Origin of the sequence: Planococcus notacanthi (assembly GCF_030407825.1) — a bacterium.
GTDB classification, from domain to species: Bacteria; Bacillota; Bacilli; order Bacillales_A; family Planococcaceae; genus Planococcus; species Planococcus notacanthi.
In genome coordinates, this window is the sequence record NZ_JASDCQ010000002.1 from 590083 (window position 1) to 615818 (window position 25736).

Sequence of the window (25736 nt, forward strand, 5' to 3'; positions counted from 1 at the left end):
ATGCTTGAAGGCGGGGGATATTCCCCGCCTTTTTATTATGGATTTTTGGAAGTTTGAGGGCGCAAAGAGCGGGTGACGGCAGAGCAAAAGATTGATGGCCATTATTGGTTTTGATTTGAAGAATTTTGTTCAGCTGTTAGGAATAGCGTATGATAGAAGAAAGCAAGGAGGGATAGATATGGACGGTAAAAAAAGAAGTGATGTAAAACCAGGGATTGAAGTGAATGTGATTTTAAAGCAGGATCAGCGTTCTGGTAAAAAAACACGTGGTGTGGTCAAAGATTTATTGACCAACTCGGCAACTCATCCGCATGGCATCAAAGTGCGTCTGGAAGACGGACAAGTCGGACGGGTTTGTGAGATTCTTTCCGGAAAGTAGGCATTGTTTCGCACTCCTTGAGTGAGGGTAAAATACAGTAACCCCTTAAAGGAGCGATGATGATGCCAAATCGAATTATCGAAACGTATGATACGGAAGAAAATGTTCTCCAGAAAATCGAGGAACTGAAAAAAGACGGTTATCTGGAAAAAGATATGTATATTATGGCTAAATCCGACAATCAATTGTCGCTGGTCAGAGGAAAGTCAGATGTAGAGGCCCACGCCTCTGAAGGTGGATGGGCAGACCGATTTGCCACATTCTTAACTGGTGATCAAAAAGTCCATCAAGCATTTTCAGATATGGGCATTGATGAAAATGAATCCGAACATTATTACCGCGACGTGCAGAATGGCAAATTACTGCTCTTCGTCGATACAGATGCACAGGATGCGTTTGAACTGCCGGAAAATGAGAAAACCGCAATTCAAGAAGACAAGCTCGAATCAGAAGGACCCCGTGTCATAGAAGAAGAACGGGAAGAAAAGGCTGTTGAACTGGATGACCGCCATTACGAAGACCCGGCATTCAGAAAAGACAAACGAAACGCAGATCCAATCAGCAAACCAGACGAAAAGAACTTTATTTAATAGAAAAGCGCAGGCAGCCGTGTAGTCCCGACAAGCGCTGGAAGCCTTGCCGGTAATGGCGTTCTGTGCCATTGCTGGAAAGGCTGAAGCGACTCGAGGGACTGGCTGCCGGAGTCTGGACAATGAAGAAAAGCGGAAGTGCCTGTCCAGTTTTGCCGGGCATTAAAACTAAAAAAAACATTGTATTTCATCTGCTTGAAGAGAAACGGACCCGTTAATTGGGGTCCGTTTTTGTGTTAATATAAGGGTATTGAAAAATGAAGGAGTCTCTTACAATGAGCCAATTCTTTGAACGCAAAAAACAGGAACTTGGAGTCCAATTAAATAAGATACAACGAAAAGCGGTAGAGCGAACAGAAGGGCCGTTGCTATTGCTCGCTTGCCCGGGATCTGGCAAGACAACGACAATGATTATGCGTATCGGTTACCTCATCGAAGAAAAACGGGTATCGCCGCACCGGATCAAAGCCATTACTTTCAGTAAAGCCTCAGCAAATGACATGCTCGAGCGGTATAAACGGTTTTTCCCTACTTTGCAGCCGATTGATTTTTCGACGATCCATAGCTTAGCGTTTCAGATTACCCGTGATTATTTTTCAGGGTCACGGTACGTCATGATAGAAGGCAGTGAAACGAATGGCCTTCATAAGAAAAAGTTGCTTCGTGAAATGTACCAAACTGAAAATGACGAGCCGATCACTGATGATCAATTGGAGGAATTGATTTCCTTTATCAGTTTTGTCAAAAACAAAATGCTTCCCAGAAAACAGTGGGCCAAACTGAAGGAACCTTTTCCAGGAGCCATCGAAATTCTAAAAACATACGAAGCCTTTAAAGAAAACTATGACGTAAGGTTAGTTGATTTTGACGATATGTTATCGCTGGCTTTTGAGGCACTTGATAAGGATAAAACCTTATTGGCAAAATACCAGAATCGCTGGGATTACGTCATGACGGATGAAAGCCAAGATACTTCGTTAATTCAGCATGCCATCGTGGAAAAACTGGTGGCCCACCATAAAAACCTTTGTGTCGTCGCCGATGATGACCAGTCCATTTATACATGGAGAGCTGCCGAACCGACATATCTGTTGAAGTTCCGAACAGTTTATCCCGATGCTTATATTATGAAAATGGAACGCAATTACCGGTCTTCCCAGAACATTGTCCACACCGCCAACCAATTTATCAAAACCAATAAAAAACGCCATGACAAAAATATGTTCACTAAGCAACCCGAAGGCGATCCCATTGTGTTAAAGCGGTTGAGTTCTGAAGAGGCCCAGTTCAAATACCTGATGAAAGAGCTCAAGGAATTAAGTGATTACGGAGATGTAGCCATTCTTTACCGCAACAACTCATCTTCTACGCTGCTGATGAGCGAGCTTGAACGCTTAGGTATCCCTTTTTACATGAAAGATGCCGATAACCGCTTTTTCTCTCATTGGATTGTGGAAGACATGCTGAATTTTATGCGCTTCAGCTTAAAGCCCGAACGCATTGACATCTATTCTAAAGTCGCTTCGAAAACCAATGCCTACTGGTCAGGCAGCCAGCTGAAGATGCTTAGCCGCATGAAACCGACAGGCAAGAATGCTTTTGATGAAATCAATTTGACCATCACTTTGAAAGATTACCAGTTACGCATTTTGGCTGAGCAGAAAAAATGGTTCGCTGCGCTGAATGGCATGAAGCCATTGAAAGTTATCCGAACGATTCGAAGCGAAATGGGCTATGACCAGATGCTGGCAAGCCGAGCCGAAAAATTCGGTATGAAAATGACATACTTGGCACAGATTTTAACGACATTGGAACAAATTGCAGAACCGCTTGAATCCATGACAGCTTTTGCGAAACGTTTGAAACAATTGGAGCAGGTGACGCAGCAGGCTAAGGTTGAAAAAACCGACGATATGCTGACCTTGTCGACTTTCCATAGCTCTAAAGGTTTGGAGTTTGAACGGGTATACATGATTGATTTAGTGGAAGGCGTCATTCCGACAGAAGAAGATGCGGAAACACCTGATACGTTGGAAGAAGCGCGCCGTCTGTTTTACGTGGGAATGACGAGGGCTAAAAATCATTTGGAACTGATCAGCTACGACAGCGAATCTCGGTTTGTGGGGGAAGTGCGTAACTTGATCATCCCTGAAAAACGGCAAGTGAGCCCACAGCGCACAGCTGTCAAAACACCGATTAAAGTAAAAGTACCGGATAATCCGAATGCCATCGATTCAGAAGATGACTTGCGTGAAGGAGTCCAAGTCCGGCATCGTGTTTTCGGTGCGGGAAAAATTATTGAGCGCGACAAAGAACGGATCTCCATTCAATTCGCCAAAGAGCGAAAAGACTTGATGATCGATATTTGCTTGAGCTACCGATTATTGGAGCTGATGTAACAGCACCTCTGTCAAAACAGTGGTGACATAAAGACGAACGTGGGGAAACGGGAATGAGATTGAAGGATTGGGATCGAAGTTTAAAAGTTCGCCTTGTAGGCGAATTTTTCATGAATACAAGTTATTGGATGGTATTCCCGTTTTTAGCGATATATTTTGCGGAAGAGTTCGGCAAAGGGACAGCGGGTTTGCTGCTGGTGATTTCCCAAGTGTTTTCTGTGGCGGCAAACCTGGTGGGCGGCTATTGCGCGGATCGCTTTGGACGCCGGCGTATGCTGGTGGTGGCTTCCGTCGCTCAAGGATTGTCGTTTCTGATTTTCGCATTTGCCAATTCACCTTGGCTGCAATCTCCAGAACTCGGATTTGTGGCATTTACGCTTGCTGGAATGTGCGGATCTCTTTATTGGCCGGCTAGCCAAGCCATGATTGCGGATGTTGTACCGGAAAAATACCGCAGTGATGTTTTTGCCATTTTCTATACAACCTTGAATATTGCGGTTGTAGTAGGTCCGCTTTTCGGCGCCGTGCTGTTCTTTTCTTACCGTTTTGAATTGTTGTTGGCCGTTACAGCCATTTCGATGATGTTAGGCCTAGTGCTGAGGTTATTGACAAAAGAAACTTTGTCGCAGGCAATGGTGGAAAAATGGCAATCCCAAACGGCAACAGGGTGGGTCGGAGCAATTTCGAAACAATTTAAAGAGTATGGACTGATCTTTAAAGACCGGTTGTTTTTATTGTTCATCATCGCAGGAGTTTTAGGAGCCCAGACCTTTATGCAATTGGACTTGCTGATTCCAGTCTACTTGAAAGAAACGATCGACAGCCAGACGGTGGCTTCACTTTTTGGGCGTGAGTGGTCCGTCACAGGAGAAACTTCCTTTGGTATTTTATTAGCTGAAAATGGATTGTTTGTGGCGTTGTTGACGGTGATTATCACACGGTGGATGACCAAGTTCCCTGAGAAATGGGTGTTCTTCACTTCGGCTGCATTCTACGGATTGGCAATGTGGCTGTTCCCGTTAACTTCTTGGTTCTGGATGTTCGTGGTTGCGATGGCTGTCTTTACTTTTGCGGAATTGATGGTGGTCGGGCTGCAGCAGAACTTCATTTCCAAATTGGCGCCAGAGGACATGCGGGGCCAATATTTCGCAGCGGCGAGTCTGCGGTATACAATTGGCCGGATGATTGCACCTTTATCGATTCCGATGACGGCCTGGTTCGGTTTTGCATGGACGTTTGGTGTGCTGGGCTTGCTTGCGCTTGCCAGCGGTTTTGTTTACTTGTTGATGTTCAAACTCTATGAAAAAAGGCCTTCCCATTGAGGAAGGCCTTTTTATGATTTAGTTTTGCTCTTTCGCCAATTTCACAAGCATGTGTGCGAGCATATGCTGCTGTTCTTTATCGCCAACCTGCCATAAGCGCTGCAATAAATATTCTTCACTGTTTTTCGGATCTTCTTTTTTAGCTAAATATCCAGCTACTTTCTCGGCCAACTGGGCGATGCGTTCTTCACTCAAGCCCATCTTCTCACCAATTTCCACCTTATCACCTAAGTAATTGATGAATACGGAGAAGTCAGCTAAGATCTGCTCTTTTTTCTTGTCATCTGTGTTCTTTAATTTGTCTTCAACTTGTTTGTTGATGTTTTCCATTCTATTACACACTCCCTTATAGTTTTTTGTCGTACTTTCTATTTACCACTGCTCGAAGATTTTAAACGTTGTTCTGATAATCATTCAGAAGATTCGTTTAAATAAAGTTCTTCAGGGTAATCAAGTAACAAGCATGGAATATAAGGAGGATGATGAATGAATGACTTTATACGACGAAATCCAGGAATTGAAAAGTTTTGAATGTCCAGACCGTTGCGTGTTAAGTGTTTATCTGAATACCAATCCAGCTGATTTGAATGCCCAAAACGGGGCTTGGAAAATCCATCTGAAAAATGGATTAAAACGATTAGACGAATATTTAAAAGCATCCAATGATGAAAAAGAAATGCAGGCTTATAAAACCTTAAGAAAAAAAGTGGAGAAGGAAATTTTGGACAACCAAAACGACCTCCAAAAGGGTGTCGTTATTTTTGCATCACCGCATAATGATCTCTGGTCCGTGCACTATGTGCAAGTTCCAGTTAAAACAAGTTTTCATTGGGAAACTAAGCCAGTTTTAGAAGAGCTTCGATATATGTATAAAGCGTATCCTTACGCGGGCATCATTTTGCCCAGCTTTAAGGGAATCCGTGTAATTGATACTTCAATGGGGATCATCAACGAAGAATTCTTCTATGAGTTTGATGCTGGACTAGAAGTATGGACAGAACAGAAAGGCGTACGCAGTTCCGGCCGTATTCAGGGAAGATCAGGAGCTGGTTCGACTGGCGGCGGTGCAGCTGGCGGCAACAGTCCGGTTATTGGCGGCAGCGGCGGCGGAAGCCCAGTTGATGAGTTGGACCATCGCTTAAAAGAGAATCTCGAACGCTTTTACAAAGACATGGGCAGCAAAATCGAGAAATTGAAGAAAGAACGCAAATGGGAAGAAATCCATGTGGTTGGGGAAGCAGAACATGCCAAATCATTTTCAAAAGCGCTGCAAAAGAAACCGACCAGCTGCGTATATAAAAATTTGATCAACAACGACCCCGGTAAAATCCTTCATGAAGTATTTGAAGTCTAATTAAAACACCTCAGCATTTTGCTGAGGTGTTTTAATTAGGTTTTGGACAAAATGTACAGGTATCAAAAGACGGCAATTCTTTATATAAGCAGCACGTTTTGCGAAGGGGCTTGGAAACGGCTTGCTGCAACGATTTATCACCAAGGAGCTTGGCCATATAAGAAGTTTTGACGGGTTTCCAATTTGCGGAATCCAATAGCCAATCCATATCTTCGGCAGCTTTTCGTGGATCCCGGGACTCCATTCCGGCATAAAACCATAGAACTGAGCCCAGCACATTCTCCCAGCAAGTGATGGGGGATATTTTTATGTATGTCTTGAATTCATTCAGCAACTCATCGACTTGCCGGTAGAGAATTTCGTGAAATGCTTGATGTCTTTCATGTGGTGCAATCATTTGGAAATCTGATGATTGTACATGTGTCTGCAAAAGCGGCAAACCGTAGTTATGGACACGATCAAATTGCAGTTCGCGCCAAGGAACCGAAAAATAACCGCCATACTGATGAATCAGCCCGAATTGGGCAGTGATAAACAAGGAATACTGGCGAAAGAAAAAAGATACTGCTACTCCGGCATTATCGGTTCCGCACCAAGTTTTCAATTCTTCGATCATAGCCGGGATGTCTTGGCTGAGCGGTTGTTGCAGGGGGCGGTCCACTGCTACTGATTGGTTGCTCAATGCATAGCGGGCTTGTTGGGGAAGTGTCATCTGGATCACCTCTTTATTTTTCATGCTACGGCAAAATGAGATCGTTTGCAAAGTGATAGGATTATCTTATGGCAAATCTTAAAAACAATTGCATATTCTTTTTAAATTAAATTAGCTAAACTTGTGGAGAGGGAGTGATAAGATGGGATTTTCTATTTTACGAATCGATCACGTACAAGTCGCGGCGCCTGCAGGCGAAGAAACGGCCGCCAGAGAATTCTACGCTGGCATTCTGGGCATGCTGGAAATTGAAAAACCGGAGCCTCTTAAAGGAAGAGGCGGAGTATGGTTCCAGTTCGGCGAGCAGCAATTGCATGTGGGCGTTGAAGAACCTTTTGCGCCAGCAAAAAAAGCACATCCTGCATTCCGTGTAAGCGGCTACGTTGAGCTGAAAGATTATTTGACAGCAAACGATGTTGAAGTGAGGGAAGACGACAGCATTCCCGGAGTCGAACGTTTTTTTATTTTCGATCCGTTCGGCAATCGGCTGGAGTTTCTGAAATAAGGACTTGAAAGATACAAAAGGAAAACGCCCTGCTCAACAGTAGGACGTTTCAGCTTGTAGACAAAAGAATAGTGATATCTTTTAAAGAATAATTATTCATTTTATCTTGTTTACACCAGATCCTGCGCTCCAGGCGGACGCTTTCCGCGGGCTCGCGCCGAACTAACTCGGACTCGGGTCCGAGTGGATTTCGACACTTCGCTATCCCGCAGGAGTCGCCGCCTTGCGCTTCGGATCTTTCAGTCATGTGATGATTCGTTTCATTTGAGCTATTTTTTATGTGACTGGCTAGCTTGCTCTCCCTTTTTTGAAGCGGGACGCTTCCAACCGGGTTGGCCACGAAGACTCCTGTGGGAGCAGCGCAGCGACGAAAGCTGAAGACCCCGCAGGAACGCCAGTGACGAGAAGGCTGAAGCTGAGCCCACGGAAAGCGAAGTGGCCACTCCGGTTGGAGGTGTACACTGTTATTCATTTTGAATAGACTTTGTCTACAGTCTGAAACGCCCTGCTCAACAGCAGGGCGTTTATTTTCGTAAAGGGCAATAAGGGCATTTGTCTGTTTCGGGCAACTCTTTGTAGAGGCAGCATGTGACACGTTTGTACTCGGCTTGTGACTGTTCCAGACTGTGTCCGTCCAAAAACTGCTTGAAATGCGATTTGCGCATTTCGGGCTGCCAAAATGAATCCGCCAATAAATCCTGGAGATCCTGTTGTGCCTGTGCTGAATCTTCCATGCCATACATCCAGATAACATATCCCCAGATGTTCTCCCACAGAATCAGTTTAGAAACAGGTCCGATTTTTCGGAACTGCTCTACAACTGGCCATCCATATTCCTTTAACACCATTTCGAGGTCGCCTTCCTGGCGCTGCCTCATCCACTTCCCATCCAGTTCGAAAGCAATGCCATATTCGGCGTCAGTCAAATGGATTTCATCGAGCGGGCCTGCCCATACTTGCTGATGTGCCAATAAATAGAGCTGAGCGGACATGAAAAAACCGAAGCGCCGCATGAAGACAGACGTTGCTACGGCTTCAGTGGGTGCTCCGGATTCTTGGCGAACTTTTGCGATCAGTTCAAGAGAACGATTTTCCATACCTTCAGATAAAGTCATAAATCCAGTAGCATTCGGTCGGAGATGAACTTGAAAAAGATCGAGTTTCTCCATTATTGGGCACTGCTCAATGCTTGCCGGATTTCAGGAACGATGCAGCGTCCTCTGCCGAACGGAACACAGTGGGGAGTGCCGAATAATGGGTCTTTGGATACTTGGCATTCCATTCCGAAGACCGAACGCACCAAGTCACAATTGATGACGTTTTCTGGTGTGCCCTGCCCGAACACTTCGCCGTCTTTAATGGCGATAATATTATGCGCATAACGGGAAGCCAGGTTCAAGTCATGAAGAACCATAATAATGGTGCGCCCCTGCGTTTCATTCAGCTCGAACAGCAAATCCAGAATTTCAATTTGATGTGTCATGTCCAAATAAGTAGTCGGCTCGTCCAATAGAATAATCTCTGTGTCCTGTGCAAGCGTCATCGCGATCCAAGCACGCTGGCGCTGGCCACCCGACAATTCATCAACTGGCTTGTCGCGGAATTCATCGACGCGAGTCGCTTTCATAGCGGCTTCAACTTTTTCCGTATCTTCTTCAGTCCAGCGTTTTAGCCACGACTGATGTGGGTAACGGCCTTGTTTGACCAAATCATGTACTGTCAGACCTTCCGGTGAAACCGGTGATTGGGGAAGGATGCCCATCTTCTTCGCAACTTCTCGTGAAGACATGTTGTGCACTTCTTTGCCTTCCAATAATATAGAACCTTCTTGAGGTTTAAGTAAACGCGCAATCGAGCGAAGAAGCGTTGACTTGCCGCAGCCGTTGCTGCCGACAAATACCGAAATCTCGCCGCGCGGAATCGATAAATTCAAATTTTCAAAAAGCAGATTATCGGTATAGCCAATTGATAAATCGTTGGTTTTGACCGCTGTTGTCATTGCAGAATTCCTCCATATCTAGTGCTGTAATCTCATTGATAGGATTTTCGTTACCGTTACTATAGCATAAATTCTTATCAAATGAGAACAATTTTCACTACGTTTGCTAGAAAACACTTTACAAATGTGACAGATAGACCTAGAATAAAGACGTATTGAGAATCGTTATCAAAACGCTTGGGGGATTACAAAATGAAACAGCGATTATTACTGGTCATAGCAGCATTTCTTATACTTATATTAGCAGCTTGTTCATCAACTGAAGAAGAAACAGCAACGCCATCGAAAGAAGCGGAGCCAGTGACGATTCAAGGAACCAACGGTGAAGTGACGTTGGATGCGCCAGCTAAAAAAGTAGTTGTTCTTGAATGGACGTATGCGGAAGATTTATTGGCAGTCGGTGTCCAGCCGGCGGGAATGGCCGATATTGCGGAATACGGGGATTACGTAAACATCGAACCGCAATTGGATGAAACCGTTGTCGATGTCGGTGGGCGGCAGGAACCGAATCTGGAAGCCATCGCTGCATTGGAACCGGACTTGATAATTGGTGTAAGCTTCCGCCACGATGCAATGATCGAACAATTGGAGACGATTGCTCCAACTGTCATTTTCAATCCTTATCCTGAAGATGAAAGCATTGATCTGTATCAGGAAATGGAAACGACTTTCCTTGAAATCGCTAAAGCGGTAGGAAAGACAGCCGAGGGCGAACAGGTTTTGACTGACCTGGAAGCGCAATATGAAGAAAAGGCTGCTGAAATTGAAGCGGCGAACTTAAAAACAAAAGATGTTATTTTAACGCTTGCCTACAGCGGAGCACAGGCTCCTGAAATTCGTGTCTTTACGCCTAACTCAATGGCTTCCATTATTTTAGAGCGTATCGGTCTGAATAATGTCCATCAGCCGGATCAATTTGAAGTCTTTGGTTCCAGCACATTCAATGTAGAAGGATTGGTGAAATACGAAGATGCCAACTACCTCTATACAGTTCCTGACACAGACAATATTTATGAAAACCAGCTTAAAGGAAACCCGGTCTGGGAAAATCTTGCCTTTGTCAAAGAAGGCCGTACGTATGATTTAGGCGCGGATACGTGGCTTTATGGAGGACCGTTGTCTGCTGAAACATTGATGAACCAAATCACTGATGTATTGGTGACTGACTAATGCTCCGAAGATTAATGAACAAGTCCACTGTCTCTCTGACAGCGGGCTTTTTCCTGCTTATTGCGCTGTCTATTATCCATTTGACACAAGGACAGGCTGATTACACCGTTAAGGAATTGCTGACAGGCGTTTGGACAGAGGGAAGAATTCAGGACATTGTGGTCTCGTTCCGGCTTCCGCGCCTTGTCATCGGCTTGCTTGCTGGGGGAGCTTTAGCTGTGTCAGGAGCGGTTCTTCAAACCTTGACGAACAATCCATTGGCGTCTCCGGGGACATTGGGCATCAATGCCGGAGCATTTTTCTTTGTTGTTATTTCCACCATTTTTTTTCCGGGTTTGGTCGGTGGATTTCCGTTCATCACGGCTCTATTAGGGGCGGTACTCTCTTCTTTAATGGTTGTCGGACTTGCCGGCAAACAAATGGAACCGGTGCGTGTGGCGTTGACCGGGATGATCATCTCGCTGCTTTTTGCTTCGATTACAGGAGCGCTTCAATTATTATTTGAAAATCAAACTAATGGCTTGTTCTTATGGGGTTCAGGAACCTTGGTCCAATTGAATTGGGAAGGCGTCAAATTTGCGGCACCAGTGATTCTGCTGATGTTTATTGGTGCGTTGTTGTTGGCTAAACCAATGGATATTTTATCGCTGGGAGAAGACATTGCGTCTTCCCTTGGGCAAAATGTCCGGTTGGTGAAACTTGTCTCATGGGGCGTCGCCATCGTATTGGCGGCTGCGACAGTCAGTGTAGTGGGGCCGATTGGTTTTATCGGCCTGATGGCGCCTCACATTGTCCGGATGATGGGCATACGCGGGCATCTCCAGATCTTCATCCATTCCTTTATTTGGGGCAGTGTCTTTTTAATCGGTGCTGACGTGTTGGGAAGATTGATCCAGCCTGGACAGGAAGTGCCGGTAGGGGCGATGACTGCATTGGTCGGTGGCCCTTGGCTTTTGTATTTGGCATGGCGCACGGCCAAATCGATGAAGCGCGGAGAGCGGCAAATGGGCGGCACCACGAAGCCAATCCGCTTGAAGTTCATTGTACCGATTTTGGTAGTAATTATTTTAGGGATTACCGTATTGGCTTTAAGCTTTAACGGTTCTGCCTGGACATTCGCCTGGATGGAGCCGGTTGTCTGGAATTTCCGGGTGCCGCGTGTTTTGACTTCCTTTATTGTAGGAGTGATGCTGGCAATCACTGGCGTCATACTGCAAGGCGTGCTGCGAAATCCATTGGCTGATGCCAGTGTGCTCGGGGTTACGTCCATGGCAGGGGCCGGAGCGATGCTGCTATTGGTCATTTTTCCAGCCATTCCGCCTGAATTCATGCCACTTGGTGCAACTGTCGGAGCGGCACTGGCGCTTGGCATCATTCTTGTAACAGCCTGGAAGAATAATTTCCAGCCAATGCTGGTTGCCTTGATGGGCATCGCCATTTCCGCTTTCGGCTCGGCAGCGACACAAGTCTTTATTGTCAAAGCGAAATTAGCAGTGGCCAGTGCATTGGTATGGCTGTCAGGAAGTACGTACGGCAAGGGGTGGGAAGATGTCCAATTCGCGTTGATTTTGTTGGCCATTTTCGTGTGGCCGGCCATTTATCTGACGCGCAGTCTGGATACACTGACTTTTGGTGATGATGTTGCAGCTGGCCTGGGACTAAACATCCGGTCTACACGCGTGTGGGCACTGATTATCGGGGTCGCCATTTCAACGGTTGCTGTATCGATTGTCGGCACCATCGGCTTTGTAGGGCTGGTGGCTCCGCATATTGCCCGGCGCCTGGTTGGTTTCAGGCATTTGCCGCTGATGCTTGCTTCGGGCTTGCTTGGTGGTCTGCTGCTGGTGACGGCTGACTTTGTCGGACGCATCCTGATTGCGCCGAAAGACATTCCGAGCGGCTTGGTCGTGGCATTGATCGGAACCCCTTATCTTCTTTACCTGCTGCGCAAAATGAAATGAAAACAATAAAATAATCGTTAAAAGGACCTGTCAATTTGACAGGTCCTTTTAATTTGAATATACAAGCTGTCCGATGAATGAACGGACAGCTTGTTGTTGAATTATGCTGTTTGCAAAGCTACGGCTGGACCGAAGAATTCAAAGTGGATCTGTTCTTCTTTCATGCCAAGTGACCGAAGTTCTTGGATCATGGCTTCCATGAAAGGCACGGGACCGCATACATAGACATCGCCTGTGATGTCGACATATTCTTCTAATAGCGCTCGTGTAATATAGCCTTGGGGCTGATCGGAATAAAGCGTTTTATAGCTCGCATTATCCATAGCTGCAACGTATTTTTGGATATCTTTATCGAAAGCATGCAAGGTTTCATTGCGCGCTGCATGAAGGAAAGCAGTTGGACGCTCGGGAGTCAATGTAGCCACAGTTTCGAACATGCTCATCATCGGTGTGATGCCGACACCGCCGCTGACAAATGCTACCGGCGTATCTTTTTTAGTATCAAGGACGAATTCTCCAGCAGGCGCGCTGACTTCAAAGCAATCGCCGACATTCAATTCGTCGTGGAGATAGACGGATACACGGCCATTCGGATCGTTGTCCGCATCGCGTTTCACGGAAATGCGGAACTCATCTTCCCGTGCAGCTTGCGAAAGGCTGTACTGGCGGTTGAACAAATACTCTTCACCCGGAATGGACATGCGGACAGAGATGTATTGGCCTGGCTGATAAGCCGGAACATTTTTTCCATCAGCTGGCTTCAAATAGAAAGAAGTGATGTTTTCACTTTCTTTCTCTTTGCGGACAATAGTGAACTCTTTAAAGAAGCTCCAGCCGTTTTCTTGCGTTTCCATTTTTTCATACATGTCTTTTTCAACGCCGATAAAGGCATCTGCGATGACGCCGTAAGCCTCTGCCCAGGCATTGATGATGTCATCAGTTGCGGCATCTCCCAATACTTCTTTGATCGCTTTCAACAAATATTCACCGACGATTGGATAATGTTCAGGTTTTATTCCTAAACTTACGTGTTTGTTGGCGATTTGCACAACTGCTGGAAGAATGGCTTCCAAATTGTCGATATGGACGGCTGCGGCATAAACCGTGTTTGCCAATGCAGCCTGTTGACGCCCTTTTTTCTGGTTAGCGTGATTAAAGATATTTAAAAGTTCAGGATGCGCTTCAAACATATTTTTGTAGAATACAGTAGTGATTGCTGTTCCGTGCTGTTCCAATACCGGTACTGTGGATTTAATGATTGTTCTTGTCTCTTGTGATAACATGCTCAATCTCTCCTTTTGTTTTCTATATCTTGACTATACGCCCATATCCTTTTTAAAGATATATTTAAAATACACCTTTAAAATTTAGACACATTTAACTTCACAGAAAAGTCACAACACGGAAAAGTGGAAGCGCCCGTGTAGATTTGACGGACATAAGAGAGAAGAGGAATTTGTTCATATTTAATTACATAAAAGGATTGGTCGTTTCTATTTATTGGCTATACTTTCCGATTTCCCAAAAATACTTTCTATTTGGGCAGAAATACTTTCTAATTGCATTAAAATACTTTCCATAACGATTGAAATACTTTATGAAATAACTTCAGCCTCTGGAAAACACAAAAAAAGCCCAGCATAAGCCAGGCCACTGAATCTTCATTAACTATTAGTATTCAAATCCATTGCAGGGCCGAAGAACTCATAATGGATCTGCTCTTCCGGAATGCCCATGCCGTGCAGTTCCCGAATCATGATTTCCATGAATGGCGCCGGTCCGCAGACATAGACGTCACTTGCCGGATCGACGTATTCCTCGAGCATTTCCCGGGTAATAAAACCATTTGGCTCATCAGAGTAGACGGTTTTGTAACGGGCATCGTCCATCATCATGGCATATGCTTGGATATCGTCATCAAATGCTTGCTGCAATGGATTCCGTGCGCCATGAAGGAACGTGGTTGGACGTGCAGGCGTCGAATTTGCCACAGTTTCGAACATACTCATCATTGGTGTAATCCCTACACCACCACTGATAAATGCAACGGGTGATGTCTTCGTCGCATCGAGGACGAAGACGCCGGCAGGTGCACTCACTTCAATGCGATCGCCCTCGTTGATGCTGCTGTGCAAGTAGTTGGAGACAACTCCATTCGGATCGTTGTCGTTTTCGCGTTTAACGGAAATACGGAATTCATCCGGCTTTGGTGCTTGTGATAGGCTGTACTGGCGAATCACTAAAAATTCTTCACCAGGCATCGCCAACCGCACAGAAATGTATTGGCCGGGTGTGTAAGGGGGCACATTGGATCCGTCAGCCGGTTTCAAATAGAAGGAAGTAATGACTTCGCTTTCCTTCACTTTCCGGGCGACAATAAAATCCTTGAAGAAATTCCAACCGTTTTCCTGTTCCGCGGTTTGCTGATACATCTCTTTTTCAACACCGATAAAAGCATCAGCAATGGCGCCGTAAGCTTCTGCCCAAGCATCAATGATTTCATCAGTTGCAGCATCACCCAAAACTTCCTTCATCGCTTTCAGCAAATACTCACCGACAATTGGATAATGTTCGGGCAAGACACCGAGAGAAACATGTTTATGGGCAATCTGGACAACTGCCGGAAGAATTTCTTCCAGGTTATCGATATGGACAGCAGCTGCATAAACAGCTTTGGCCAGTGCTGTCTGCTGACGGCCTTGTGCTTGATTGGCATGGTTAAAGATATTCAGCAATTCAGGATGGGCTTCAAAAAGGTTCTTGTAGAACCTTGTCGTAATTGCTACTCCATGTTCCTCCAGTACGGGGACAGTGGATTTAACAATTGTGCGGGTTTCTTCTGATAGCATAATGATCTACTCCTTTTCCAGATAGATTCTATTAGGTTCAATTACTTTGAGACTTCTTGAAAAGCCGTTATAATGAACATGCAGAAGAGGTGAAAAGAATGAGATTGACCATGTATACAGACTTCTCATTACGCGTTTTGATTTATTTAGGCACCAAGGAACCAGATAAACTGACGACGATACAGGAAATTTCTGAAGCATATAATATATCAAAAAACCATCTAACGAAAGTTACCTTTGAACTGGGCAAAGCCGGTTTTATTCAGACGGTCAGAGGAAGAGGGGGCGGCATCCGCCTTGCCGACCTTCCACAAAACATCAATGTTGGAACTGTAGTGAGGCGAATGGAAGACGATTTCAATTTGGTGGAATGTTTTGATTCAGCGACTAACCGCTGCCCGATTTCGCCGATTTGCGGTCTGCGCGGTGTTCTGGGCAAAGCTCTTCACGCTTATCTGAGTGTCCTAGATGAATATACACTCGAAGATCTGTTATTCAACAAAGAAGGGCTTCGAGAAATTCTTCAAACATAAAAAACGGCTCAAACAATTGAGCCGTTTTTTATTTACAATTCCAGCACTTGCGGCTCTTGTCCTTTTTTATTCATTAAACGGACACGGTCAGGTTTGATGGCTAAAATAATCAAGTTTGGATCGTCGGGCCCTTCAAACCAGCCTTCCAGATGCTCATTCCATACTTTGTCGATCATTTCGCGATCGTCGTTCAGGGACATGCTGCCTTCGATTTCCAGGAAGGTATCGCCGACCCCTTCGCCGTCATAGCCTAAAAGAATATGGGCATGCGGATTCGCTTCCAGTTCATCTACTTTTTGTGTCTTTTTACTTGTTGCCGTATAGAGCGTGAAATCATCATTAAAAAAAGTCATATAGCGAGAATGGGGTTTGTTGCCTTTAATTGTTGCTAAAGTACCGATATAGCTATCCTCCAAAATCTTCAATGCTGCTTTTTTAACATCTTCCTGATTCATCCATACCACTCCTTTTGTCTTTGTACTTATCTATTCCTTTTTGAGTCCGAACTAAACATAAAGCGAATTACATCAAACGGAATAAAAACACGTGAAAAAAGCCTGCCGGGCAGCAGGCCTAAATCTGTTCAACTATTTTGGGGGTGCGATTAAATACACTTGGCAGCACCATGCCGATTAAAATAATGAAAATCCCAACAATTTGAAGAGGTGATAGCACTTCGTTAAGGATAAGAACCGATGCGATAACAGCGACCGGCAATTCCATGGCGCTCAATATGGACGCAATTCCTGAACCGACATGCGGCACCGCGACGGAAAAGAAATAGATGGGCATGATGATACCGAAAAATCCGAGCAACAATCCGTAAACCCATAGGCCTTCATTGAACAATTGCCCGTTCCAAACGATTTCAGGGGTTTGGAACAAGCCGACAACGATTGCAGCAAAGAGCGATACATAAAACAGGCGGGCTGACGTATCCATGCCTTCAATTTTCTTGCCGTTGACAAACATGAACGCTGAAAAACAAAAAGCCGCAGCCATTCCCCAGACCCATCCTTGCCAAGGAATGCCGCTCAAGTCGGTTCCGATAATGCCGGCTGCCAATAAGGTACCGGCAAACAAAAAGATCAAGGAAATGACTTCTGCCCGTTTCAGCCATCTGCGGTGGACAATGCAATCAAGGAACATGCCGATCCAAGTAAATTGGAACAGCAGAACTACAGCAAGTGAAGCCGGCAGATAGTTAAGCGAATGCGCATAAACCATCCCGGTAGCAGCTGTAAAACTGCCTGACAGAACCAAAATCTTCCAACCTTTAATTCTAGGCATTTTGCGTTGTGTAACAAAAAATAAAAGAGCCGCTAATGCGAACCCGATAAAGTATTGAGCGGTCACTGCTTCTGCAGCAGTAAATCCATTTTTCATAGCCACTTTGATAATGGTCGAAAGCACACCGTAGCAGCTTGCTGCTATGACTACCATAAGTGGATAAATCCAGTTTTTCATCTTCATTCACTCCTGTTCAAATGAGAAGCATAGCATAAAAAGACCGCTGAGCATAGCCTCAGCGGTCTTTTTTGAAAGCATTCACTTTTACGAAAATTCATATTGATTACTCAGGAAACTTCTCTTCGCTGGAAGAATTATTCTTCGTGGCACGCGGATTTTTTTCTTCCTGCTGTTCCTGTTTTAAATCTTCAATCGGAATGGTATCGACATTCATTTCCTCTTCATGCATTTCGGAAAGGCTTTTTTTATCTGTTTTTGACTGTTCTGGATTATCCATAGAAGCACCGTCTCTTGTTTTGCGGTCTTCCTGATCGAATGATTTTTTGTCTGACATGTAAAGCACCTCTTCCTTTTAGTGTTATTCTCTGTATTCCTTTAATGAAATTTTTTAAAACATGAAGCTTATTGGCGTTTCCTGTATTATTGTATGAGCAAGTATGGAGATTTAGTAGAATATTTATCTGGATTGGAAAGAAAATTTAAGGGAAGATTAAAAAATAGCATGATGGCCATAAGCTATATAACCAATGTGGTAAAATAGAACCAATGAACGAAAGGGGCTTCAAAATGGATATAAAACCAGCAATAACAGTAGGCGGCTTGAATTTTGAATGGGATTTGGCTGAAGGCCGTTTCTTATTTGAAGGACAGGAATCTGTTCTTTTTTGGACTGCATCAGCAATGAAAATGTTTTTTGATTCCATAGAAGAGATTTCAGGGAAAGACGCGGCAAACGTCGTACTGGAATCAACTGGATTTCGCCAAGGGCTTGTAGTGGGAGAATATTTCCAGGGCATGAAAGGCGTTTCTATAGAAGAGGCTGCAGGCCTGATCACCAATACATATGCATCTGCAGGATGGGGATTAGCGGAAATTAAAGAACTTAACGAAGAAACCCAGACACTTGAAGTGCATCTGAAAAACAGTTGGGAGCACACCATTAACATCGCGCAAGGGAAAGAGCAAGGAGGCAGTTTTCTGCCTGCCCATTATGCAGGTATTTTCTCCTCATTGTTCAAACAGAATATTTGGTATAAAGTTGTCCATCATCAATTGGACGGTTTTGAAGAAAGCGTTATTCAGTATTTCCCTTCGGAAGAGACGATTGAAAAGAACATCCATCATCTGTCCCGTCTGAAAGAAGCGGAAAAAATCAATGAGCTGGAACGGTTGGTGGATGAAAAAACGCGGGAACTAAATGAAATGATCAAAGAGATTTCATCCCCGCTCATCCCGGTTCTTGAAGACATTGTAGTGGTTCCGTTATTGGGCAGTTATGATGAAGCGCGGGCAGAAGAGCTGTTGGTGAAAACCTTGCAGAACCTGCCGACGCATAAAGCCAAGTATTTGATTTTAGATCTGACAGGATTAAACAACAATTTTACGCAGCCTGCTGCGATGCTGATTGAAAAACTCGGATTGACAGCAGCCATGATCGGGACACAAACGGTATTGGTAGGGATTTCAGCGAAGATGAGCATGACCATTACAGAGTCGGCCATCGATCTGTCGAAATTCAACTGTTTCCAAACCTTGCAGCACGGCATTCATTACGCACTGGCGCAAAACGGAAGAAGTATTATCTAAGAAAAGCGGAAGCGCCTGTTTGGGGAACGTAAGCTAAATGCGCGACTTCCTGTCGCAACGCTTATATGATCCGCATCCTGCGGACCCCCGACAGGCTTAAGGCAGTTTGCCGAAGCGGCATGTTTTCAGCCGCACAGGCAAGCGGACTTAAGACCCCGAGGTTCTAGGCGCTGGAGCTGGACAATAAAGAAAAGCTGATTCGGCCGCTTAGCTCCGACAGGCATAAGATGGATTGGCGAAGCGGCGTGTTTTCAGCCGCACAGCCAAAACAGCTTATGTCCCGAGGAGTTGGCCGATGAAGCTGGACAAAGAAAAGCGGAAGCGCCTCTGTAGCTCTGCGGAGCATGACCAGGTTGGGTTATGGTTCAAACAACTGTGCGTTGGAGTTTAGAAAAACAAAACTAAATCAAAAAAGGCGTATGGGATCCAGTCCAATACGCCCTTTTGATGCTGTTTTTATTTAGCGGATTTCACGATTTCAATGATGACCTGCGTTGCTTTTTCCATGTTTTCAGCAGAAATGAATTCGTATTTCCCATGATAGTTCTCTCCACCTGTGAAAATGTTCGGAGTGGGAAGACCCATGTAGGACAATTGTGAGCCATCTGTACCGCCGCGTACAGGCACAATATCCGGTTTGATGCCCAATGCCGTCATTGCACGTTCTGCATTATCGACGATTTCCATGACCGGTTCGATTTTTTCACGCATATTATAGTATTGATCTTCGATTTCCAAACGCACAGCTTCTTCCCCGTATTGCTGCTGGAGTTTTTCGGCAACTGCCTGCATATGCCGTTTTTTGTCTTCAAATTTTTCTTTGTCGAAATCACGGATGATGTAAGTCAATTCCGCTGTTTCCACATTGCCGATAAAGTTGTTCAAGTGAATGAATCCTTCATAGTTCTCGGTCAATTCAGGAACTTCGTTTTTCGGCATTTCCTGTTGGAATTGAATCGCGATTGTTTGGGCATTCACCATTTTGTTTTTTGCAGATCCCGGATGGACGCTTTTGCCTTGGACAATCAACTTGCCGCTTGCGGCATTAAAGCTTTCGTACTGTAATTCGCCAAGAGGACCGCCGTCCATGGTGTAAGCATACTTAGCATCAAAGCGTTCCACATCAAATTTATGGGGGCCGCGTCCAATTTCCTCATCAGGTGTAAAAGCAACACGGATGGTTCCGTGTTCAATTTCAGGATGGGCATTCAAATATTCCATAGCGGTCATGATTTCAGCAACCCCGGCTTTATTGTCAGCACCGAGAAGAGTTGTCCCGTCTGTGGTAATCAAAGTATGGCCGACGTAATTTTTAAGCGCCGGAAAATCCGATACTGTCATCGCAATGCTGTCGTTCAACGGGATATCTTGGCCGTCATAATTGTCGATGCGTTGAGGGTTGACGTTTTTTCCGGTAAAGTCTGTTGCGGTATCAACATGTGCTAGGAAACCGATGACCGGAATTTCCCGATCTGTATTGGCAGGCAGTGTACCGAACAGATACCCGGCTTCATCCATGCCGACGTCCGTAAGTCCGATTGTTTTCATTTCCTTTTCCAGTTCATGAAGCAGGTCCCATTGCCCTGCGGTAGAAGGGGTGGATTCGCTATTGAAATCAGATTGTGTATCAATTTTTGCATAACGGACCAGCCGTTCGATCAAGGTTTCCAACATGTAAAATTCCTCCTAAATTAAGTGCTAATCATATTTTAGCATGAAGCAGGAAAATGATGAAAACTCTGGACACAAATAAAAAAACGATGCCCCTTCAGGACATCGCTCCATTACTTCTCTTGTTTTGCTTTCACGGCTTCGGCATGTGCAGCTTTCACCTGATCCAGAAGAACAGTTTCTGTCAGAAGGCGATAGCCGGTATGGGCCAAGGCTTTAGCGCCTTTGATCAAAGCTCTGTCACCATCCTCAGATTTAGCGGCTTCACGGAAATCTTCGGTGTGGGCAATCAAACTTTCAGGGCCGATTTTGATGTAGCCATGGGCAGTAGGGACTTCGTAGCTGATATTGCCGGCATCGGTGGAACCAAGGCCGGAAATGCGGGAATCTGCCACCGTCTCGCCTTGTGCTTCGAGTTCGCTGCGGACAACTGCATCCAAAGCAGGGGTGATGACCAAATCACGTACTTCATTCTGGAACCGTTCGATTTTCACGGTCGTACCGGTTGCCAGAGCAGCGCCTTCTGCAATCGCCCGGATCTTGCGGGCTGTATCCGATGTTTTCTTCCAGGAATCTCCGCGGATATAGAAACGGGCAGCTGCGTATTCCGGAATGATGTTCGGTGCATCGCCGCCATGGGTGATGATTCCGTGAACCCGAGCGTCAGATGGCAGTTGTTGGCGCAATGCATTGATGCTGTTGAACAATTGAAGCACTGCATCCAACGCATTGATGCCTTCTTCAGGCGAGCCGGCTGCATGGGCTGGTTTGCCGTAAAAATGGAATTCCAAGGGATCGACTGCAAGAGAAGGGCCTGTGACAGCTGAATTCCCTGAAGGATGGAGCATCAAAGCAACATCAATGCCTTCGAGCAGGCCGTGTTTGACAAAACTGCCTTTGGCGCTGCCGTTTGGCCCGCCTTCCTCTGCAGGAGTTCCAAGAACAACCACACGGCCGCCGGTTGACTCTAAGGTTTCTGCGAGTGCGATAGCCGCAGCAACGCTGGTTGTTCCAATGATATTGTGGCCGCAGGCGTGGCCAATTCCAGGAAGTGCATCATATTCGGCAAGATAAGCAATTGTCGGACCGGGAAGTGTGCTTTCCTTGCTGGCAAAAAAAGCAGTGTAATGCCCGGCGACACTTTTATCGACATTAAATCCAGCGTCTTCAAGCCGTTTAATCAATAACGAACTGGCGAAAATCTCTTGGTTGCCGATTTCCGGGTTTGCGTGGATCGCTTGGCTTGTTTCAATGTAAATCTCGCTCTTGGAATCGATGGACTGGGAAATGGATTGGACTGCTTCCTTGATAAGTGTCATTGGAACTCCTCCTAAGTTAGGTTTTGTTTTATTGGTAATCGACCAGTTCATCAACTGTCACGACAGTCGGAATCTGAGCCCCTTTTGTATGTTCGATGATGAAATCAGCTGTGTCTTCTTGCTGATACAATTCAACGATTTTCAAGTAAGCTTCATTATCGGCATCTTCCGCATTTGCGGCAATCAAGTTGATATAAGGGGTAGCTGTATCACTTTCACCGGCAATCGGATCTTCTGTCGGATTCAAGCCGGCATCAACTGCGACACCATTATTGATGACCGATCCTGCGACATCCGGCAAAGCACGAGGGGTATGGCCGGAAACCATCGGCATGATTTCAATGTTTTTTGGATTGTCGATGATATCTTCTGCTGTTCCGGTAAGGCCGGCATCTTCAGAAAGCGTGATCAATCCCGCTTCATCAAGCAGCAACAGGGCACGGCCCATATTGGTGGCTTCGTTCGGCATTGCGATTTGGGAGCCTTCAGGAATTTCGTCAATCGACTCATATTTATCGGAATACAGGCCCATCGGCGCAATTACCGTAGAACCGATCGGAACAATGTCGATATCGTGTTCTGTGACGAATTCATCAAAGTAAGAAATAGTTTGGAATGCATTCAAATCAAGTTCGCCTTCGGCAAGTGCCAGGTTCGGCGCGACATAATCAGAAAAGGTTTGAATCTCCAAATCGATTCCTTCTTTTTCTGCCTTATCAGCAATGTAATCCCAGATAGTAGTATCGGAACCGCTGATGCCAAGCGTCACTTTCGTGTTTCCTTCTGAACTGCTGTCGTCTCCGCAAGCTGCCAAGACCAAAGCTGAAACTGCCAATAATGCGGATGCTGTAATTTTTTTCATGAGTAATTCCTCCAGTTTTTTTCTAGGTTATTTTTATTTTTTAATTGCGTCTGACAGTTCGTGATAATACATTGCCGAGCGATTGGACGCCTTGTACGAGTACGACGAGAATTGCGACGGTGATGAACATCACAAGCGTATCGAATCGTTGGTAACCGTAAGTGATGGCCAAATCGCCAAGGCCTCCGCCCCCGATAGCGCCTGCCATTGCGGACGCTCCGATCAGGCCGACAATCGCAATGGTCAAGGCCAGAACCAGTGAACTCAAAGCCTCAGGAATGAGGAAGCGGAAAATGATCTGCATCGGCGTGGCTCCCATGGCTTGAGCTGCCTCGATGACCCCTTTATCAACTTCCAACAAGGAGTTTTCGATAAGTCTTGCAATATAAGGTCCTGCGTAAAAGACCAGTGGGACGATGGCGGCTGCAGTTCCGATGGACGTGCCGACGATCAGGCGAGTCAACGGAATGATGGCAACCATCAAGATGATGAATGGAACTGAGCGGAATATGTTGATGACGATATTCAATACTTTGGAAACCGGTTCATTTTCCAGCAGATGGCCTTTGCGGGTGACCACCAGCAGGATGCCAAGCGGGAAGCCGATCAATAGGGAAAAGCCGAATGCCGCGCCGGTCATGTAAATGGTTTCCCATAAAGCTTCTAAAATCTGATCGTAGTTAACGGACATAATCATTGACCTCCTCTATATCAATATTGCTTTTCCGGATAGAGGACAAAGCCAATTGGATTTCGCTAGGTTCGCCGGCAAATTCGACGATCAAGTTGCCATATGGAACACCTTGCAACTCGGTGATGTTGCCGAACAGCACGTTCAAGTCAACTTTAAATTCACGCGAGACACGGGACATGAACGGTTGGCCGACGGAATTTCCTGTAAACTGCAGTCGATAGATCGCGTTATCGCTTTGGGCATTGCGGATTTGCGCAAGCAGGGTTTCCGGAAGTTCATCGTTCATGACAGAACGGACAAACCGTTGGGTGGTCGGCTGCTGCGGATTTGAGAAAATGTCGAAGACGCTGCCTTGTTCGATCACTTTTCCTGCTTCAAGCACAGCCACTTTATCGCAAATTTCCCGGATAACTCCCATCTCATGAGTAATGAGCAGGATGGTGATATTGTATTCTTTATTGATTTTGCGCAATAGGTCCAAAATCGACTTGGTCGTTTGGGGGTCGAGCGCTGATGTTGCCTCATCGCATAACAGAACGGAAGGGTTGGTTGCAAGCGCTCGGGCAATGCCGATGCGTTGCTTTTGTCCGCCTGACAGCTGGTCGGGATATTTTTGTGCCTGATCGGCCAGTCCGACAAAGTCCAGCAGTTGCTTCACTTGTTCATCAATTTCATTTTTCGATGTCTTAGCGAGCAGCAATGGCATCGCGACATTATGGTAAACCGTTTTTGAACTCAACAGATTGAAATGCTGGAAAATCATGCCGATGTCCTTACGGATGGTTCGGATTTCTTTGCTGGATAGAGTGGAAATGTCTTTCCCTTGGATTAAGACGCGTCCTGCAGAAGGACGTTCAAGCAGGTTCACGGTGCGGATCAATGAACTCTTTCCGGCTCCGCTAAAGCCGATGACTCCGTAAATCTCGCCGGTTTCGACGGTCAAATCAATCCCGTTCAAGGCATGGATTTCTTGTTTCCCGGATTGGTAGGTCTTGGCGACGCCTTCGAATTGAATCATGGTGATTGAACCTCCTCATGCTGTAATGGATCTTATTAAATCGACGGTGTCTCACATTCTTCTGAGAAAATGGAAAAGGAGCCCTCTTTTTTCTCATCCATAAGAAAAAAGAGGGCTCCTGTTGAAACCATCTAATTCTCATCTTCCAAATGCTTTAGAGCATCTGCAGGAGTTGGCACAGTTTTTGCTTTTAAACAAATCTGCTGCCGAAACGTCTTAGGGCCTGTCCCTCGGTTTCTCTTGATAAGAAAGTGATGTATGCTATTCGATTCGTGGTTCTTACTTTATGGTGAAATAACAAAAAAGTCAAGGGAATTATTGATATTTATTTCACAATCTTTGAAATGAAGAGAATAATGAGTTTGGAACCGCTTTCAGACTGGTTTTGTTGGTTTCTTTTTGAAAATGGAGGAAACTTTCTTCTCTTCTCCATTTTTTATTCGAATAATATTTTCGCTATGTTTCCATATGGCCATAGCAAATAAGGCACAAGCTGTCAGCAATGGCCATGGTCCGACGGCAGGACCGAAAGCGATAACAAAATAGACTGCGTAAAGGACCAGTACACCAATGACCAAATAATTGGTCGCAAGCGAAACACCGATGAGCAGTGCCAGGCCAACCAGCCCGAGCTTCCAGTCCAGTGCCAGCATGACACCGATCACCGAAGCCGTGCCTTTGCCGCCATTGAAGTTCATATAGAATGGGAAATTATGGCCGAATACGACACCGGCACCTATTATAAATAGAAAAGTCCAAATGATTTCGGGGGAAAAGGCACCCTTTTCCAGCAGAAAACGACAAGCTGCGACAGCGGCAAAGCCTTTAATAATATCGATCAAAGCAACCAGCAAACCGTATTTCCAACCCAGCACGATGGCGGCATTGGAAGCACCGGAATTTTTGACGCCTTCTTTTTTGACATTCACCCCAGATAAAAATTGTGCTGCGAGGGAACCGTGCAAACAACCGATTCCATAGCCTGCGATAAACAACAGCAGAACCCATCCAAGCATATTCATTCCTCCTTCTATACTAGAAGATAACGTTTGGGAAGAAACAAGGTTTCAAAATTTTTTGACTAATAGGGTTGACAAACCTTGTTAAAATTTTTATACTTCTCAACAAGACTAAAAACTAAATTTAATAACTCTTATCAAGAGTGGCGGAGGGATAGGCCCTGTGATGCCCGGCAACCAACAGACGACCATGTCTGGAAAGGTGCTAATTCCTACAGAACCGAACGATAGGTTCTGACAGATGAGAGGAGGTAACTCCGTAATTTACGGCCCTCTTCTTAGCGAAGGGGGCTTTTTGCTGTCCTCTTCGGTGATTTTCATGA

General features: G+C 45.4%; 26 protein-coding genes and 2 riboswitches. Of the genes, 10 read left to right on the forward strand and 16 right to left on the reverse strand.

The annotated features are described in order from the left end of the window. The first annotated feature begins 178 nt into the window (after window positions 1-178). Together QMA01_RS10470 and QMA01_RS10475 are read left to right on the forward strand one after the other, a co-directional pair. On the forward strand, window positions 179-379 hold the full coding sequence (locus QMA01_RS10470) for a YwbE family protein (RefSeq protein WP_191715030.1): 201 nt from the start codon (window positions 179-181) through the stop codon (window positions 377-379). A gap of 62 nt (window positions 380-441) precedes the next feature. Next, window positions 442-969 (forward strand): YflT domain-containing protein, encoded by a 528-nt coding sequence (locus QMA01_RS10475; RefSeq protein WP_191715031.1) that lies wholly within the window; start codon window positions 442-444, stop codon window positions 967-969. Here QMA01_RS10475 and QMA01_RS10480 read toward each other — a convergent pair. Beyond that, a complete protein-coding gene (locus tag QMA01_RS10480) occupies window positions 962-1150 on the reverse strand; it encodes a hypothetical protein (protein WP_290214933.1) in 189 nt (62 codons plus the stop codon). The two genes, QMA01_RS10475 and QMA01_RS10480, sit on opposite strands and share 8 nt — an antisense overlap. 94 nt (window positions 1151-1244) lie before the next feature. On the opposite strand from QMA01_RS10480, the gene QMA01_RS10485 reads away from it, so the two are divergent. Together QMA01_RS10485 and QMA01_RS10490 are read left to right on the forward strand one after the other, a co-directional pair. Further along, on the forward strand, window positions 1245-3368 hold the full coding sequence (locus tag QMA01_RS10485) for an ATP-dependent helicase (protein ID WP_290214934.1): 2124 nt from the start codon (window positions 1245-1247) through the stop codon (window positions 3366-3368). A gap of 53 nt (window positions 3369-3421) precedes the next feature. Next, the gene (locus tag QMA01_RS10490) at window positions 3422-4690 is read left to right on the forward strand and encodes an MDR family MFS transporter (protein WP_290214935.1); all 1269 of its coding nucleotides are present in this window, start codon (window positions 3422-3424) and stop codon (window positions 4688-4690) included. An 18-nt stretch (window positions 4691-4708) separates the two neighbouring features. Here QMA01_RS10490 and QMA01_RS10495 read toward each other — a convergent pair whose 3' ends face one another. After that, window positions 4709-5020 (reverse strand): DUF3243 domain-containing protein, encoded by a 312-nt coding sequence (locus QMA01_RS10495; RefSeq protein WP_191715034.1) that lies wholly within the window; start codon window positions 5018-5020, stop codon window positions 4709-4711. A 160-nt stretch (window positions 5021-5180) separates the two neighbouring features. Here QMA01_RS10495 and QMA01_RS10500 point away from each other — a divergent pair, with 160 nt between their 5' ends. Next, window positions 5181-6044: a VLRF1 family aeRF1-type release factor gene (locus tag QMA01_RS10500; protein ID WP_191715035.1), complete on the forward strand. Its 864-nt coding sequence runs from the start codon at window positions 5181-5183 to the stop codon at window positions 6042-6044. Window positions 6045-6075: 31 nt separating this feature from the next. On the opposite strand, the gene QMA01_RS10505 is transcribed toward QMA01_RS10500, so the two are convergent. Continuing rightward, window positions 6076-6756 (reverse strand): (2Fe-2S)-binding protein, encoded by a 681-nt coding sequence (locus QMA01_RS10505; RefSeq protein WP_290214936.1) that lies wholly within the window; start codon window positions 6754-6756, stop codon window positions 6076-6078. A gap of 142 nt (window positions 6757-6898) precedes the next feature. On the opposite strand from QMA01_RS10505, the gene QMA01_RS10510 reads away from it, so the two are divergent. Continuing rightward, the gene (locus QMA01_RS10510) at window positions 6899-7261 is read left to right on the forward strand and encodes a VOC family protein (RefSeq protein WP_290214937.1); all 363 of its coding nucleotides are present in this window, start codon (window positions 6899-6901) and stop codon (window positions 7259-7261) included. Window positions 7262-7785: 524 nt separating this feature from the next. Here the strand turns inward: QMA01_RS10510 and QMA01_RS10515 are convergent. Both QMA01_RS10515 and QMA01_RS10520 read right to left on the reverse strand, forming a co-directional pair. After that, window positions 7786-8430 (reverse strand): hypothetical protein, encoded by a 645-nt coding sequence (locus QMA01_RS10515; protein ID WP_191715038.1) that lies wholly within the window; start codon window positions 8428-8430, stop codon window positions 7786-7788. After that, the gene (locus QMA01_RS10520; RefSeq protein ID WP_191715039.1) at window positions 8430-9260 is read right to left on the reverse strand and encodes an ABC transporter ATP-binding protein; all 831 of its coding nucleotides are present in this window, start codon (window positions 9258-9260) and stop codon (window positions 8430-8432) included. The genes QMA01_RS10515 and QMA01_RS10520 overlap by 1 nt, the downstream gene beginning before the upstream one ends. Before the next feature lie 192 nt (window positions 9261-9452). Between QMA01_RS10520 and QMA01_RS10525 the strand changes: the two genes are divergently transcribed. Then, on the forward strand, window positions 9453-10430 hold the full coding sequence (locus QMA01_RS10525; protein WP_191715040.1) for an ABC transporter substrate-binding protein: 978 nt from the start codon (window positions 9453-9455) through the stop codon (window positions 10428-10430). Further along, window positions 10430-12391, forward strand: a complete 1962-nt coding sequence (locus QMA01_RS10530; protein ID WP_290214938.1) for an iron ABC transporter permease — start codon at window positions 10430-10432, stop codon at window positions 12389-12391. The genes QMA01_RS10525 and QMA01_RS10530 overlap by 1 nt, the downstream gene beginning before the upstream one ends. A 101-nt stretch (window positions 12392-12492) precedes the next feature. Here the strand turns inward: QMA01_RS10530 and hmpA (QMA01_RS10535) are convergent, their stop codons facing one another. Further along, the gene (gene hmpA / locus QMA01_RS10535) at window positions 12493-13674 is read right to left on the reverse strand and encodes an NO-inducible flavohemoprotein (RefSeq protein ID WP_290214939.1); all 1182 of its coding nucleotides are present in this window, start codon (window positions 13672-13674) and stop codon (window positions 12493-12495) included. 381 nt (window positions 13675-14055) lie between these two features. Then, window positions 14056-15240 (reverse strand): NO-inducible flavohemoprotein, encoded by a 1185-nt coding sequence (gene hmpA, locus QMA01_RS10540; RefSeq protein WP_290214940.1) that lies wholly within the window; start codon window positions 15238-15240, stop codon window positions 14056-14058. 98 nt (window positions 15241-15338) lie between these two features. On the opposite strand from hmpA (QMA01_RS10540), the gene QMA01_RS10545 reads away from it, so the two are divergent. Next, the gene (locus tag QMA01_RS10545; RefSeq protein WP_191715043.1) at window positions 15339-15773 is read left to right on the forward strand and encodes an RrF2 family transcriptional regulator; all 435 of its coding nucleotides are present in this window, start codon (window positions 15339-15341) and stop codon (window positions 15771-15773) included. A 32-nt stretch (window positions 15774-15805) separates the two neighbouring features. Here QMA01_RS10545 and QMA01_RS10550 read toward each other — a convergent pair whose 3' ends face one another. The 3 genes from QMA01_RS10550 to QMA01_RS10560 all read right to left on the reverse strand — a co-directional run bounded on the left by QMA01_RS10550 (window position 15806) and on the right by QMA01_RS10560 (window position 17577). Continuing rightward, the gene (locus QMA01_RS10550; RefSeq protein ID WP_191715044.1) at window positions 15806-16228 is read right to left on the reverse strand and encodes a pyridoxamine 5'-phosphate oxidase family protein; all 423 of its coding nucleotides are present in this window, start codon (window positions 16226-16228) and stop codon (window positions 15806-15808) included. A gap of 118 nt (window positions 16229-16346) precedes the next feature. Continuing rightward, a complete protein-coding gene (locus QMA01_RS10555) occupies window positions 16347-17240 on the reverse strand; it encodes an EamA family transporter (RefSeq protein ID WP_290214941.1) in 894 nt (297 codons plus the stop codon). A gap of 106 nt (window positions 17241-17346) precedes the next feature. Further along, complete coding sequence (locus tag QMA01_RS10560) at window positions 17347-17577, reverse strand: hypothetical protein (RefSeq protein ID WP_290214942.1); 231 nt, start codon at window positions 17575-17577, stop codon at window positions 17347-17349. Window positions 17578-17810: 233 nt separating this feature from the next. On the opposite strand from QMA01_RS10560, the gene QMA01_RS10565 reads away from it, so the two are divergent. Then, window positions 17811-18830 carry an STAS domain-containing protein gene (locus QMA01_RS10565; RefSeq protein ID WP_290214943.1) on the forward strand — a complete coding sequence of 340 codons (1020 nt, stop codon included), beginning with the start codon at window positions 17811-17813 and terminating at the stop codon, window positions 18828-18830. Between the two features lie 456 nt (window positions 18831-19286). On the opposite strand, the gene pepT is transcribed toward QMA01_RS10565, so the two are convergent. The 6 genes from pepT to QMA01_RS10595 form a co-directional block, all read right to left on the reverse strand. Continuing rightward, window positions 19287-20504 carry a peptidase T gene (gene pepT, locus QMA01_RS10570; protein WP_290214944.1) on the reverse strand — a complete coding sequence of 406 codons (1218 nt, stop codon included), beginning with the start codon at window positions 20502-20504 and terminating at the stop codon, window positions 19287-19289. Between the two features lie 110 nt (window positions 20505-20614). After that, window positions 20615-21820, reverse strand: coding sequence for a M20 family metallopeptidase (locus tag QMA01_RS10575; RefSeq protein ID WP_290214945.1), 1206 nt, complete (start codon window positions 21818-21820; stop codon window positions 20615-20617). 28 nt (window positions 21821-21848) lie between these two features. After that, the gene (locus QMA01_RS10580; RefSeq protein WP_191715050.1) at window positions 21849-22682 is read right to left on the reverse strand and encodes a MetQ/NlpA family ABC transporter substrate-binding protein; all 834 of its coding nucleotides are present in this window, start codon (window positions 22680-22682) and stop codon (window positions 21849-21851) included. 40 nt (window positions 22683-22722) lie between these two features. Then, window positions 22723-23373 (reverse strand): methionine ABC transporter permease, encoded by a 651-nt coding sequence (locus tag QMA01_RS10585; protein ID WP_191715051.1) that lies wholly within the window; start codon window positions 23371-23373, stop codon window positions 22723-22725. Further along, window positions 23363-24394 carry a methionine ABC transporter ATP-binding protein gene (locus QMA01_RS10590; RefSeq protein WP_290183942.1) on the reverse strand — a complete coding sequence of 344 codons (1032 nt, stop codon included), beginning with the start codon at window positions 24392-24394 and terminating at the stop codon, window positions 23363-23365. The genes QMA01_RS10585 and QMA01_RS10590 overlap by 11 nt, the downstream gene beginning before the upstream one ends. Window positions 24395-24529: 135 nt before the next feature. Further along, window positions 24530-24644, reverse strand: a riboswitch (SAM riboswitch). Between the two features lie 124 nt (window positions 24645-24768). Continuing rightward, a complete protein-coding gene (locus tag QMA01_RS10595; protein ID WP_191715053.1) occupies window positions 24769-25410 on the reverse strand; it encodes a glycerol-3-phosphate acyltransferase in 642 nt (213 codons plus the stop codon). 134 nt (window positions 25411-25544) lie between these two features. Beyond that, a riboswitch (SAM riboswitch) is annotated at window positions 25545-25661 on the forward strand. The last annotated feature ends 75 nt before the right edge of the window (window positions 25662-25736 follow it).